The sequence below is a fragment of the Methylomonas sp. PHL2-19 genome, from assembly GCF_059331595.1.
Genome location: NZ_CP196839.1, coordinates 621161 through 634179 on the forward strand (window position 1 = coordinate 621161; position 13019 = coordinate 634179).

Here is a 13019-nt window from a genome sequence, read left to right on the forward strand (position 1 = left end):
GGCTTATCCGTGATTCGAAGGGTGCTATTATAGCCGCAACCCGTCATGATTAAGGTGCAAACCATGAGCGTCAGAATCTACCACAACCCGCGTTGCGGCAAATCCCGCGACACTTTGAAACTATTGGAAGCGCAAGGCGTCACGCCGGACATTGTCGAATATCTTAAATCCCCGCCTACCGCCGCTGAACTGCAGGACATTCTGACCAAGCTCAACATCAAGCCGCGCGACTTAATGCGCACCAAAGAACCGGAATACAAAGACAACGGCCTGGACGATAAATCTTTAAGCGATGCGGACTTGATCGAAGCGATGATCAGAATTCCCAAATTGATCGAACGGCCCATCGTGTTGAAAGACGGTAAAGCCGCCATCGGCCGGCCGCCGGAAAACGTATTGGCCATACTCTGATGGCGAAAATCCTGATCCTGTATTACAGCCGCGACGGCAGTACCGCGCGCATGGCCCAGCAGATCGGCCGGGGCGTGGAATCGGTAACCGGAGCGGAAGCGGTGTTACGCACTGTGCCGGAAGTATCCGCGGTGTGCGAGAAAATCGCCGACAGCATCCCGGATGCCGGCGCACCTTATGCAAGCTTGCAAGACCTGGAAACCTGTGACGGCTTGGCGCTGGGTAGCCCTACGCATTTCGGCAATATGGCCGCCTCGTTAAAGCATTTTCTGGATGGCACCACCGCGTTGTGGTTTTCCGGTGCGTTGTCCGGCAAACCGGCCGGCGTATTTACGTCCACCGGCAGCATGCACGGCGGCCAGGAAACCACGCTGTTATCGATGATGCTGCCCTTGATGCATCATGGTATGTTGTTGATGAGCCTGCCTTGCAACGAAATCGCCCTGCGCGAGACGGTCAGCGGCGGCACGCCTTACGGACCCAGCCATGTCGCCGACACCGATGCTGAACTCACCGAGCACGAAAAACGCTTGTGCTGGGTGCTGGGGGAACGTCTAGCAAAAACGGCACTGGCCTTGCGAGCCAGCTAATCCGTTGAGCTTAGAATATCCCTAAGGCCTTAAGGCAGGCCTTGCCAAGTTCGACGCGCTTGGGCGCATCCGCAGCTTGGGTAATATCGATGTTCAAAGCAAAACTATACAGGTGTTGCCCATTCGAAACCCAGCCCACCCACCAGCCGATACCGGGGTTGGGCGCGTTTAACCAGCCGGTTTTGCCGTATAAAACCCGTTCGCCGCTTTGTTCGAGCATGGCGATTTCCCGGACTTTGGCCTGAACATCGGCAGAGAGCGGTAATTGATCCCGCGCCAAGCGGGCCAAAAATGCTGTCTGTTCCACCGCGCTGATTTGCAGCGGACCATCCAGCCAAAACCGATCGACTTTATCCCCTATATCGGCGTTACCGTAGCCCAGGTTGGCAACTCCCTCGCGCATCCGCTCGTGGCCGATGCGCCGCGCCAGTGCTTGATAAATCGGCACGTTGGATAGTTTGATAGCCTCGCGCAAGCCCATATCCCGTTCCCAGTCTTTGATCATTTGTGCTTGGCCGCCGTATGGCAACGGTTCGTCTACGCTACTGACCGCGCCTACCGACAAGCCGATCAAACTATTGGCAATCTTGAACGTCGAGGCCGGGATGAAGCGGGTTTCCGCGCGAAGTCGGTCGTGGCCGATTAGCCTATCCGCATCGACATCGTAGGCTACGAAAGTGCCATGCACGCCGGCTTCGCTGAACAGTGTGGCGAGCGCAGGACTATCCACCCATTCGATGGCGTTAACCCGGCCGGCAAGTAGTAACAGTAGAGTGGCGAATAGCGGTTTCATCAGGATTGTGCGTAGGCTAGTTTTAAGGTGTCTATGTCTATTTTGGTTATTTTCAGCATGGCCTGCATCACCCGTCCGGCTTTTACCGGGTCGGGATCGCTGATCAATTCAAGCAGCACATTCGGCACGATCTGCCAAGTAACGCCAAATTTGTCTTCCAGCCAGGCGCATTGATTCTGCTTGCCGCCCGCGGATAGTTTTTCCCAATAGTGGTCCACTTCTGCTTGAGTTTCGCAGTGTACGACAAACGAAATTGCTGGGGAAAACGGTTGCATCGGGTACGTCGGGCCGCCGTTGAGCGCGGTAAATACTTGTCCGTCCAGCTCGAAATTGGCAGTCATCACGCTGCCTTTCGGTCCCGGTCCGGCGTCGCCGTAGCGGTTGACACTCAAGACTTTGGAGTCTTTAAAGATAGACAGGTAAAAATTCATCGCCTCTTCGGCTTGGTTGTCGAACCATAAAAACGGAGTGATTTTCGGCATGCTGTTTACTCGGTAAGTGATAAAAAGTGATGACCGGATTCCCGGCTTACAAGCCGGCTACCAGCTCGGCCAGTTGGTCGGTGGCCTTGCCCCAGCCTTCGTGAAAGCCCATTTCTTCGTGGGTTTTCCGGTCTGCCGCGCTCCAATGCAAAACGCGAGCGGTGTAGCGGGTTTTGCCGGCTTCAGGTGCAAACGTGACAATGCCGGACATAAACGGTTTTTCAGACGGTTCCCAGGTACATGTGTAGGCATCGGTAAACACCAAACGCTCGTTTGGCACGACTTCAAGATAGATTCCTTGGTTTGGAAACTCCTGGCCGTCCGGGCTGCGCATCACGATGATGCTGGTGCCACCGGCTCTGACATCGAGTTCGGCAGATGCCATCGTCCAAGGCTTCGGACAAAACCACTGCTTGAGCAGCGCCGGTTCGGTCCAGGCTTTATAGAGTTTCTCGGGTGGCGCATCGATCAGGCGCGTCAGCATTAATTCACGCGATTCAGCTGTTTGTTCAGTTGGATTCATGGCTTTTCCTATGCAATTGAAATAGACAGTTACTTTTCGGCGATGGTCTTTAGCTTAGCTAAACCTTCCTCGAATTTGCCGCCTATCATTTTGTCCATGCTGAACACCAGGCTCATCACTTTAGAGAGGAAGGGGCTGGGGCCGTATATCGCCTGAGTGACATGAGTAACACTGCCTTCAGCTTGCAGCGTAAATTCCACGCTGTTCTCGGCTGGAAATGGCTTAATGAAAGTCAGCCGCAGCATCAGCTTTACCGGTGGATTGGTTTCCAGAATCTCCATGCGACCCTGGCCTATCTCCTTGTTGCCTTCCCATTCGTAGACCGCGCCGGGACCGCTGGCTGCGCCGCTGTATGAGCGCTTCATGCCCGGATCGACTTTCTCCCAAGCCGACCAGGTTTGCATATTGTGCAAATCGCTGATCAACGGAAAAATCTTATCCGGGGCCGCTTTGATGGTGATGGAGCGTTGTACGCGGAAGGTATCGGGTTTGCTTGCCGCATAGATCAGCAGCGTGACGACTATGATAACGAGAACGATAAGGATGGTTTTGATCATGGTCAGCTCCTAAAGCATGGTAAGTTCAATCGCCGGGCAAACCCGGAATCTCGATCAGCGGCCGCACTTCGACGGTACCTTTGCGTGCCATCGGAATCTGTTCGGCGATAGCGAGAGCCGCGTCCAGATCCGGGACGTCGACCAGATAGTAGCCGCCCAGTTGTTCCCGGGTTTCCGCAAACGGGCCGTCGGTGATAAAGCGTTTGCCGTCGCGCACCCGCACGCTGGTAGCCATGGCTGTGGGCTGCAGGGGGCTGGCGGCCAGGTATTGGCCGTTAGCTTTGAGCTTGTGTGCGAGCTGGGTGGATTCGGCATAACAAGCCTGCCGGTCGGCTTCCTCCAGGCTGTGTTCTTCGAGATAAATCAGTAGCATATATTTCATCGCTTTCTCCGCTAGTACTGGGATACCGCATCCGGTGCCATGTAGACCAGTTCCCAGATATGGCCATCCAAATCCTGAAAGCCGTGCGCATACATAAAACCGTGGTCTTGCGGCTGGTTATAGGTGCTGCCGCCGGCTGCAAACGCCTTACTTACCATGTCGTCCACCGCCTCGCGACTTTGGCAGGACAAGCAAATCAACACCTCAGTGCTTTTCGTGGCGTCGCAAATGGCGTTAGGTGTGAAGGTGCGGAACTTGTCTTCCGTCAACAGCATGACGAAGATGTTCTCGCTGACGATCATGCAGGTCGCGGTCTCATCGGTAAATTGCGGGTTGAAGGTGTAGCCCAGCGCGGTAAAAAACCCCACGGATTGATCGAGGTTTTTTACCGGCAGATTGATGAATATTTGCGTGTTCATATTGCTCTCTTTGAAGGTGCGAGGATGCCGAAATCGGCCGCGTTAAGGTTTACCGGCTGTTGCCTGAGCGGCGAAGAAAGCCTCCATTCTGCCCTGAAATTCGCTCGGATCGACGTCTTCGATGTGCGTGGCAATCAGCCATTTATGGCCGAACGGGTCGGTCACTGCGCCCATTCGGTCGCCCCAGAACTGGTTGGTGGGCGGCATGATTTCCGCCGCACCGGCTTGTATGGCAGCGGCGAACACCGCATCGCTATCATTGACATAAAGGTGCAGTTTCACCGGCGTACCGCCCAGTGCCTGCGGCGAAATATCGCTGCAATTCGGATTCTCGTCGGCCAGCATGAAGTGCGAATCGCCGATTTTAAATTCGGCGTGGGCGATAAGTCCGCCGGGCGCGTTGAGGCGCATTAGCTCGGTGGCGGCAAAGGCTTTTGCATAAAATTCCAATGCCGCCGCCGCGCCGCGCACCACTAGGTAAGGAGTTAAGGTGTGGTGACCGTCGGGGATAGGTTTGATGTTGTTCATGGCTGTGCTCCTGGTTTAAGGTTTGTCGTGGAAAAAAGATTGCTTACATCTGTTGTCGAACCGCGAATCCCGAAATCGACAAGCTGCAGAAATTTTTTTCCACTAGTTGGCAAACTTGCCGGCTAGCGCAAATTGTCCGGTTCCAAAAAACCCAACGCTTGCAGCGTTTGCCGGTCTTCGGCTATCGGCCGCACTTCCACACAGCCTAGCTTGGCGCCGGGAATCCGCGCGGCCACCTGGATAGCCTCGTTTAAATCGCTAGCCTCGATCAGATAATAGCCGCCGAGTTGTTCCTTGGTTTCCGCGAACGGGCCGTCGGTGATGCTGACTTTACCGCCGCGCACCCGCAGCGTGATGGCCGCATTGGCCGGCAGCAGCCGATTGCAGCTCAGGTAATGGCCGCTGTTGCGGATAGCTTGGGTAAATTCGGCGTATTCGTCAAAGTGTTTGGCTGCCGCGTCATTCGACATTCCCTCCATCACGGTTTCGGCGCAAATCAGGCATAGGTATTTCATGGTCAACTCCTGGGTTAAAAATAATGTTCGCACTGAGTAGTCGTTCGGCGCCGGGCATATTCGACAACTGGAACGTTTTTATCGTTGAAACGAGCTACCGAAAGTGGTGTCGATGCATGGCGACAATTTCCAGTGCTTGCCCTGAGCCGAAGCCGGCTGTCGCTTACCATTGAAAGATCGACCTCAATTTTTCGCAACCTAACCGGAGATGAACTATGACGCTTTGCCCTGGCGGCTCCAAACTGGATTATGCCGAATGCTGCGGCCCGATTATCGACGGTGCGCCGGCGCCCACCACCGAAGCTTTGATGCGTTCGCGTTACACGGCTTTCGTACAACGCAAGCTGGACCATGTCGAACGCACCCATGCGCCGGAAATCAAAGAGGATTTTAATCGGGCTGAAGCCGAGCGGATGGCTGAGGAATGCGAGTGGCGCAGCCTGGAAATCCGCAACGCCACGGAAATGGCGAATGGCTATATGTCACCAGCGGGGCGCCACGATAAAACTAGCCAACCGGAAAGAATTGGCGGCATTGATAGTGCCCACCGCCTATATTCCGCCGTCGTTTCCGTGTCCGGCGCTGGCGGCCGATAATCTGTGCGGCATTCACCCCGATAAACCCTCGCGCTGCCGCACCATGCCGTTTTACCCGTATCGGGAAGAGCAATTTCAAGCCGAGCTATTAAAACCGCAACCCGGTTGGGCCTGCGATACTTCCGAGTCGGCGCCGCTGGTATTTGCCGACAAGAAAATCCTGTTTCGTGAGGATTTTGATGCGGAACGTAAGGACTTAGAGGAACAGATCCCGCAGATTCGCCGCTATGCTGACTATATGTTGAAGTACACGCTGCAGCTGGTCGGTAACCTCGCCAAAGTGTCGCTTAAACCCAAAGGCGGGCAAGTGGTGACTAGCCTTTCGTCGTTTCTGACCGCGTTCGCCACCCTAATGCCCAACAGATTGCCGAACAGCAACTAGCGGTTTTGAACGGTTATTTAGAAAAAACCGCATCGGAACCTGGCCTGGCGGAATTTCATCGGCATTACATTTCCGGCGTCAAAGAAATGCAGTATTTAGCTCGGTAAGCCGGATAACTTATTCGCCGATTGCCTGTTGTCACAACGCATGAAAAACCGATTGGCTTTGGTGCTTAGAGGCTGAATGGGAGACATGATTGTAACTGTGCTGGAATGATCGGCAATCCAATTGCGCTTGACCCCGGATCACTGCTAAAGATCCAAAATAGGCAGTCGGTTGAGTTTTCCAATGACTGCTAATGGGTAATAATCTGAATCTCTCTTTGTTGAAGTAGGCTGGGTTGAATGATAATGAAATCCAGCTATAAGCTATTAAAACTGGGTATCGCTGCCGCTCAACCCAGCCTACGGCCCTGTTGACCCGTTGCGGACCGTCTCTCTATCTGATTCAATGACAGCAGTTTGGCCGATACCGGTCATTATTTCTCCGCGGAATGATATACAGAAATAAAGAGCACATGCAGATTAATAGAGTATCGTGTCGAAAATCATTTTTCGGTAGATATACAGATCTATCTAATAACTAGTTAGGCTTTAAACAAGTTGGAATGGCAAATGAATGTAAGCAAGAGAACAAAACTATCGCTTAGTCAGTTTCTCGGTTTATTAAATGGGGATACATATATAGTGTTGCTTGAGAAGCACAATATTCCTTATGTGGATGAATACGGAAACACAATATCGATTGGTCAATCGATATTGCAAGCAGATTCCAAATCAATAGCAAGCCTATTTGAAGAAATTGTAAAAACAGATGGTGACCTTAGATTCAGGGTATCACCGAAATATAGATTTGATGAGCGATGGAGCGAATTAAAAGGCTGTTTGTTGCTTGACGGGTTTAAGGTTGATGGTAAAACTATCAATAGTATCGATCCTATTATTGAAGGAAATGGCTCAATTGAAGATGATTTAACCAATGAAATAAATTCATCGCATCTTTCTGAATCAGAGGACATTATTAACCATATAAACTATTCGGCTCAGTCTTTCCTCAAGGTTGAGCCTGATTACAATGCTTGCTTATCACACGCGAGAATAGCTTTGGAAACTTTGGTGAGAGGAATAGCAAAGCATAAAGGTTTTGTAGTTGCTGAAGAAAGAAAAGCATGGGGGAGCTCTCTTAATTATCTGAAAACAAGAGATTTTATAAATGAAAAACAGGAAAAGACAATTCAAGCTATCTACACATTTGTGAGTGATGGCTCTCATATTCCTTTAGGATTTACAGAAAAAGAATATGCACGTTTTGGCAGAAATTTGATTACTTCAATTTGTTATTTCATTTCGAAGTTATATACAGGCAACCCTAGTGCCTAACTCAATGCTCCAGCCGACTCCGCTAACGCTCCGCCGCAAAGTTTTGCGTTAGCCAACACACAACAACTTTTCTCAGATGATTAATACGTACATTGCTTCAGTTCGGCAAGCCATTACCGCAGAGAACTGGTATTGCGCCCTCGCGCTTACTCTAGCATTGCCAGACATATGCGGCAGCATTGAACACCTGACCGAGCAATCGTCGAAAAAGAGATATGTCGCCTGGTACGATCAATATGTTGCTCCGAAATTCCAAGAGGTCTTTTCCGAAGGAGTTGGCAATTTACTATTGAGCGGTTCGGATTGTTATGCATTGAGGTGCTCATTTCTGCATAACGGTTCAGAGGACATTACATCGCAACGAGCTCAGGAGGTGATGGAAAAGTTTTACTTTGTTCAACCTTTGAAGGGCTGGTCATTTAACACTCGCGCCCGCGGAACAATGTTGATTGTTCAGGTCGATAGATTTTGCCTCCTTGTATGCAATTCTGCGGACAGTTGGATGAATGGTCGCGTTTTAAGTGGTCAGCAATTCTTAACCATCTACAATCCCAAGACTGATGGAATTCCCCTGTGATTTGGGCTACACGTCGCTCAAAGCAAGTAGCCTCGATGGAATCGAGGTTTCGAAGGCCAGCTTCTTTTAATTGCCGATGTGGGTTTGATGGCCGACAGGCCGACGCCCTCGATTCCGCTAACGCTGCATCGAGGCTACAATGGCCCGACTTCAATCGACGCAATTTCGCGCTGGGTGGCACCTATTTTTTACGTCGGGTGGGCTTTGGCCGAACTTGTTTTATCAGTACGATGGGGCGCGAAACTTTCAAATAGTTGTGTCAAAAGCGGGTATGTTGCACGACTCAAATAATGAAATATCACTTTAAAATCAAGCGCCCATGTTTCACTAATACCGTCACTCGACGCGGATTTCCCGTAATCTACGCGCCAAAAAGCGCCGCTCCGGCTCCTGCCGCGTCAAAGCCAGGGCTTGCTCGTAAGCTGCGATGGCTTCGTCGATTCTGCCCAGACGCCGGTACATGTCTGCCCGCGCCGCGTGCGCCAGATGGTAATCGGTAAGGTCGCCGTTCTGTAAAATCGTATCGATCAACTCCAGTCCGGCTGCCGGTCCATCCCGCATCGCTACCGCGACGGCCCGGTTTAATTCGATTACCGGCGAGGCTTCGATGCGCAATAAGACTTCATAGAGTGCGACGATTTGCGGCCAGTCCGTGGCGGTGGCATGGCTGGCGTTGGCGTGCACTGCGGCGATGGCGGCTTGCACAGCGTAAGGGCCAAAACGCTGCGATACTAAGGCCTGCTGCACCAGTGCCGAGCCTTCCGCGATGCGTTCCCTATCCCACAAGCTGCGGTCTTGGTCGTCCAACAAAATTAATTCGCCGTCGGCGCCGGCTCTGGCGGCGCGGCGGGATTCGTGCAGCAGCATCAGCGCTAATAAGCCTTGTGCTTCCGGTTCCGGCAGTAACTCGACCAGCAATCGGCCCAAGCGTATCGCTTCTTCCGACAAATCGTGTCGGGTTAACGTAGAGCCGGATGAGGCGGAGTAACCTTCGTTGAACACCAGATAAATTACCCGTAACACGGAATCCAAGCGTTGTGGTAGCTCGGCCGGCGCCGGCACTTGATAGGGAATCTTGGCATCACGGATCTTGGTTTTGGCGCGGACGATGCGTTGGGCCAGCGTCGGTGTCGGCGTCAGGAAGGCGCGGGCGATTTCCTCGGTGGCCAGGCCGCAGACCTCGCGCAACGTCAACGCCACTTGAGCATCCGGGGACAATGCTGGGTGGCAACAAGTAAAGATCAGCCGCAGGCGGTCGTCTTCCAGGCCTTCGTCATCCGTGTCGCCGGGTTCGCTGGCTGGATCCGCCAAGGTATCGGCATCCTCCAGCACATCGAAGCGGGCTTGCCGGCGCAGGCCGTCGATAGCCTTGAAGCGGCCGGCCGACACCAGCCAACTGCGCGGATTGGCCGGTAAGCCGTCACGCGGCCATTGTTCGAGCGCAACGCGAAAGGCATCGTGCAGCGCTTCCTCGGCCACATCGAAATCGCCGAGCAGCCGAATCAAGGTGGCCAGTACCTGGCGGGATTCGCTTTGGTAGATGGCGTCGATTTTTTCGCGCACGGCTGCTCAGCTCTGTGCACTCAAGCTACGCATCACTTCATGCCAGCCGGCTTCGGCTTCGGCGCCGACTTGCGCGAATACCGTTTGCAGCTGTTGCATTTGCGTGCCGGTCAGTTGCGCTTCCAATTCCGCGCCGTCCGGCGTTAAGCTGAGTTCGCGTACCCGTTTGTCATGCGCGGCCGTGTCTATCATGACCAGCTGCATGTCCATTAACTGCCGCAATGGCGCGTTCAGAGCTTGTTTACTGACGCTTAGCATGCCCAGCAGCGCGTTCACGGAAATCCGCGGGTTGCGGCCGACGAAATACAAGATCCGGTGATGCACCCGCCCAAGCCCGCGCTCGGCCAGGATGCGGTCCGGCTGTACGGTAAAGGCGCGATAGCCGAAGTAAAATTGTTCGATAGCCAGACGTAACGCGGCTTCGCGCCTGTCCGGCTTCGGCGTTTCATCAAGCAGGGGATTATCGATAGCGGCTATTTGGTCAACCATGTTGACATTATAGGCAGGCAGCCGTTAGCATGGCTATAGGTCAACTTTATTGACATTTATCAATGCCCACCATGAACTCATTATCGCCGCAGCACCCTATCCGCTTTTCCGCTCGTACCCAAGACCTGCATCCGTCACCAATCCGCGAAATTCTGGCCGTCGTCGACAGACCCGGCATGATTTCCTTTGCCGGCGGATTACCGTCGTTGGACAGCTTCCCGCAATTCACGCTAGAGGCCATGCCGCAGCACATGTTGCAATACGGCGCCAGCGAAGGCGAAGCGGAGTTGCGCGAGCGTATCGCCGCCGACATGCAAAGCCTGGGCGTTAAATGTTCGGCCGAACAGGTGTTGATCCTGTCCGGTTCGCAGCAAGGTATCGATCTGGTCGCCAAACTGTTCATCGATCCCGGCACGCCGGTGGCCGTGGAAGCGCCTACTTATCTGGCGGCTTTGCAGGTGTTCCGCTTTTTCGGCGCCCGCTTCGTGGCTTACGATGCTGGGGCGCCCGATCTGGATACCTGGCAGCGGGAAAAGCCAGCGTTTGCCTATGCGATCCCCACGTTCCAGAATCCCAGCGGCCGCTGCCTGGATGCCGGGGAGCGCAGTGCCCTGGCCGCCGCTTGCGATGCCGGCAATATTCCCCTATTCGAAGACGATCCCTACCGTGATCTGGTGTACGACGATTGCGAACGCACGCCGGTATGTGCCAGGTTGCAACAAGCGCCATGGATTTATCAAGGCTCGTTTTCCAAAAGCCTGGCGCCGGGCTTGCGCTTGGGTTACCTGGTCGCGTCGCCGGAACTGATGCCTTTTTTGACCCGCTTGAAGCAGGCGGCCGATTTGCACAGCAATCGCCTTAGCCAATGGCTGGTACTACAACAACTGAACAATCCCGACCGCAGCCGGCAATTGGCGGATTTGGCCGGCCATTACCGCCAGCGCCGCGATGCATTCGACGCTGCGCTGCGCCGGCATTTTGTGGATTTGGCAGTTTGGCAAACCCCGCCCGGTGGTTTGTTTTTTTGGCTGACGCTGAATCGCCGCATCGATACCCGTCAGCTGTTGCCTAAGGCTATCGAAGCCGGCGTGGCTTTTATGCCCGGCGAACCCTTCCTACCGATGGCGGTGGACGCTTGCGGCCAGCTACGGTTGAATTTCAGCCACTCCAGTAGCGAGGATGCCGAATCAGGCTTGCGGATTTTGGCAGATTTGGTGCGGGAGTCGATTTAAGCTAGGGTTGCAGCCGCGCCAGATTATGCAAACCCACTGTGGGCGCGGCACCGAAAGTCTTGCGAAATTCATGGCTGAAATGGGCGGAATCGGAAAACCCGGTAGCGTGCGCGGCAGTCGTGAAGTTGTGGCCCTTGATGACTTCTTTTATCGCTTGCCGCATCCGGTTCCAGCTGCGATAACGGCGAAACGGCACGCCGATCTGCTGGCTGAACAGATGTTGTAGCCGGGATGCGGATAGTCCTACATTCGCTGCCAGCGTAATCACCGACGTCAGGTCGTCGCCTTGCGCGAATAAAAATTCGACGATTTGGCTGATGCGTGGGTCTAGTCTGTCGGCTTGAGACCGGCGTTTCGAAAAATCCAGCAAATCGGCCAGGGGCTGCGCGGTCCAATTCGGGCTGTAGCGATCTTCGTAGAGATCGCGCATGAAGGCGATTTCGCCGCCGTTACCGACCAAGGCACCGTTCACTGAGCGGGTATCGCGGATTAAAGGTAACAGCGCCTCGACGCCGGCGATGGTCGGTTCGATGTAAAACACCGCAAGCGGGTCGCCGCCCACATCCAGCTCGTGCCACACGCCGGCCGGAATTACCGCCGTGCGGCAAGACAGCCAATCGCTACCCGCCACTTTCAAACGAAACTTCCCATACAGACCGGCCAGAAACACCGGAGCGCCGTGTTGGTGGTTGGCGTTGTAATACAGCGGACCGCAAAAAAACGTGCGGCCGCCGCTGATGTCCCAGAGCGCATCGAAAGGGACCGCCGAGGCAGTAGCACGTTCATACAAGCGTGGTGTATTGGTCATTGTTTAAGCTCCCCGTTGCGTTCGGCCAACCGGCATTTTTGCCGGGCAGTCTAGTCAAAGCGTTTGAGCTTGGCAACGGGGTCGGCGCGTTTGCCCTTTGCGGCGTTCGATAACTGGGGCCAAGCGCCTCTTGAAAATGAGGATACACATGAGCAATCAAAAATTTCCACCCGAACCGTTGGCAAACGTGTTTTTGCTGGTGTTTGCGATATTCTGTCTGGCGATAGCGTTGAGTATCGCCTGGGTATTGGGCTTTACGCTGTTTTATCCCGACGGCGCGTTGGCCAGCCACCTGGTCGAACGGGCCGACATTATTCGCGCCCACATCGATTACCTGATGATGGCGCAATTTCTGTTCATTTTCTTTTTGCTGTTTCGGCATTATGCGGTCACGCCGCCGGTCTGGGTGGTGAGTGCCTGCTGCTTCGGGGCGTTTTTCAACCCGCTATCGTTTTTACTAAGGGGATTGTCGGCCAAGCCGGTGGCCTCCGCTTTACCGGTCGAACCGCACTTCCCGATTCAGGCTGGCATCAGTTTTACGCTGACCACGGTCGGTTTTCTAACGGCGGCGATTCTAGTGGCCCGAGCGGCCTGGAAGTCGAGATCGGAACAGGATTAACCCAAATCGTTTGGAGGCGCTTGGGCAGCTAGACAAACCGACTGACAGAGGTTGAGCGTTGGAATATTCTTTGATTAGTTTGGGTCTTGGGTTATCTTTGCAAACAACACCGAGCCAAAATGTTTATTTCAGCGAAAGCGATAGTCTGGAAAACGCAGTAATAAGGAGTTATCC

19 protein-coding genes are annotated in these 13019 nt (G+C 53.9%); 8 read left to right on the forward strand and 11 right to left on the reverse strand.

The features are described 5' to 3' along the window. The first annotated feature begins 63 nt into the window (after window positions 1-63). Window positions 64-411 carry an arsenate reductase (glutaredoxin) gene (gene arsC / locus ACR02O_RS02850; protein WP_458138780.1) on the forward strand — a complete coding sequence of 116 codons (348 nt, stop codon included), beginning with the start codon at window positions 64-66 and terminating at the stop codon, window positions 409-411. After that, window positions 411-1001: an NAD(P)H:quinone oxidoreductase gene (wrbA, locus tag ACR02O_RS02855; RefSeq protein WP_458138781.1), complete on the forward strand. Its 591-nt coding sequence runs from the start codon at window positions 411-413 to the stop codon at window positions 999-1001. The genes arsC and wrbA overlap by 1 nt, the downstream gene beginning before the upstream one ends. A gap of 10 nt (window positions 1002-1011) precedes the next feature. Here wrbA and blaOXA read toward each other — a convergent pair whose 3' ends face one another. From blaOXA to ACR02O_RS02895, 8 genes are all read right to left on the reverse strand, one after another. Continuing rightward, window positions 1012-1794, reverse strand: coding sequence for a class D beta-lactamase (gene blaOXA, locus ACR02O_RS02860; RefSeq protein WP_494522756.1), 783 nt, complete (start codon window positions 1792-1794; stop codon window positions 1012-1014). Continuing rightward, complete coding sequence (locus ACR02O_RS02865; protein ID WP_494522757.1) at window positions 1794-2276, reverse strand: VOC family protein; 483 nt, start codon at window positions 2274-2276, stop codon at window positions 1794-1796. Before ACR02O_RS02865 ends, blaOXA begins: the two co-directional genes overlap by 1 nt. A 46-nt stretch (window positions 2277-2322) precedes the next feature. Next, window positions 2323-2799, reverse strand: a complete 477-nt coding sequence (locus ACR02O_RS02870; protein WP_494522758.1) for an SRPBCC family protein — start codon at window positions 2797-2799, stop codon at window positions 2323-2325. Window positions 2800-2828: 29 nt separating this feature from the next. Beyond that, the gene (locus ACR02O_RS02875) at window positions 2829-3356 is read right to left on the reverse strand and encodes an SRPBCC family protein (protein ID WP_494522759.1); all 528 of its coding nucleotides are present in this window, start codon (window positions 3354-3356) and stop codon (window positions 2829-2831) included. A gap of 25 nt (window positions 3357-3381) precedes the next feature. Continuing rightward, the gene (locus ACR02O_RS02880) at window positions 3382-3738 is read right to left on the reverse strand and encodes a YciI family protein (protein WP_494522760.1); all 357 of its coding nucleotides are present in this window, start codon (window positions 3736-3738) and stop codon (window positions 3382-3384) included. Between the two features lie 11 nt (window positions 3739-3749). After that, a complete protein-coding gene (locus ACR02O_RS02885) occupies window positions 3750-4157 on the reverse strand; it encodes a VOC family protein (protein WP_494522761.1) in 408 nt (135 codons plus the stop codon). Between the two features lie 42 nt (window positions 4158-4199). Continuing rightward, complete coding sequence (locus ACR02O_RS02890; protein WP_494522762.1) at window positions 4200-4685, reverse strand: VOC family protein; 486 nt, start codon at window positions 4683-4685, stop codon at window positions 4200-4202. A 122-nt stretch (window positions 4686-4807) separates the two neighbouring features. Further along, entirely contained in the window at window positions 4808-5200 is a 393-nt protein-coding gene (locus tag ACR02O_RS02895; RefSeq protein WP_033157656.1) for a YciI family protein, read from the reverse strand. A 215-nt stretch (window positions 5201-5415) separates the two neighbouring features. Between ACR02O_RS02895 and ACR02O_RS02900 the strand changes: the two genes are divergently transcribed. The 4 genes from ACR02O_RS02900 to ACR02O_RS02915 all read left to right on the forward strand — a co-directional run bounded on the left by ACR02O_RS02900 (window position 5416) and on the right by ACR02O_RS02915 (window position 8134). Continuing rightward, window positions 5416-5796 carry a YchJ family protein gene (locus ACR02O_RS02900; RefSeq protein ID WP_494522763.1) on the forward strand — a complete coding sequence of 127 codons (381 nt, stop codon included), beginning with the start codon at window positions 5416-5418 and terminating at the stop codon, window positions 5794-5796. Then, entirely contained in the window at window positions 5741-6178 is a 438-nt protein-coding gene (locus ACR02O_RS02905) for a YkgJ family cysteine cluster protein (RefSeq protein WP_494522764.1), read from the forward strand. Before ACR02O_RS02900 ends, ACR02O_RS02905 begins: the two co-directional genes overlap by 56 nt. Before the next feature lie 614 nt (window positions 6179-6792). Further along, window positions 6793-7557 carry a hypothetical protein gene (locus ACR02O_RS02910; protein WP_494522765.1) on the forward strand — a complete coding sequence of 255 codons (765 nt, stop codon included), beginning with the start codon at window positions 6793-6795 and terminating at the stop codon, window positions 7555-7557. A gap of 76 nt (window positions 7558-7633) precedes the next feature. After that, the gene (locus ACR02O_RS02915) at window positions 7634-8134 is read left to right on the forward strand and encodes a hypothetical protein (RefSeq protein ID WP_494522766.1); all 501 of its coding nucleotides are present in this window, start codon (window positions 7634-7636) and stop codon (window positions 8132-8134) included. Window positions 8135-8470: 336 nt separating this feature from the next. On the opposite strand, the gene ACR02O_RS02920 is transcribed toward ACR02O_RS02915, so the two are convergent. Next, entirely contained in the window at window positions 8471-9697 is a 1227-nt protein-coding gene (locus tag ACR02O_RS02920) for an RNA polymerase sigma factor (RefSeq protein WP_494522767.1), read from the reverse strand. A 6-nt stretch (window positions 9698-9703) separates the two neighbouring features. After that, on the reverse strand, window positions 9704-10186 hold the full coding sequence (locus tag ACR02O_RS02925) for a MarR family winged helix-turn-helix transcriptional regulator (protein WP_084153347.1): 483 nt from the start codon (window positions 10184-10186) through the stop codon (window positions 9704-9706). A 71-nt stretch (window positions 10187-10257) separates the two neighbouring features. On the opposite strand from ACR02O_RS02925, the gene ACR02O_RS02930 reads away from it, so the two are divergent. Beyond that, a complete protein-coding gene (locus tag ACR02O_RS02930) occupies window positions 10258-11418 on the forward strand; it encodes an aminotransferase-like domain-containing protein (protein WP_033157660.1) in 1161 nt (386 codons plus the stop codon). A gap of 1 nt (window position 11419) precedes the next feature. Here ACR02O_RS02930 and ACR02O_RS02935 read toward each other — a convergent pair whose 3' ends face one another. Then, window positions 11420-12226: a helix-turn-helix domain-containing protein gene (locus ACR02O_RS02935; protein WP_033157661.1), complete on the reverse strand. Its 807-nt coding sequence runs from the start codon at window positions 12224-12226 to the stop codon at window positions 11420-11422. A 148-nt stretch (window positions 12227-12374) separates the two neighbouring features. Here ACR02O_RS02935 and ACR02O_RS02940 point away from each other — a divergent pair, with 148 nt between their 5' ends. Next, the gene (locus tag ACR02O_RS02940; protein ID WP_494522768.1) at window positions 12375-12845 is read left to right on the forward strand and encodes a hypothetical protein; all 471 of its coding nucleotides are present in this window, start codon (window positions 12375-12377) and stop codon (window positions 12843-12845) included. Window positions 12846-13019: the final 174 nt, after the last annotated feature.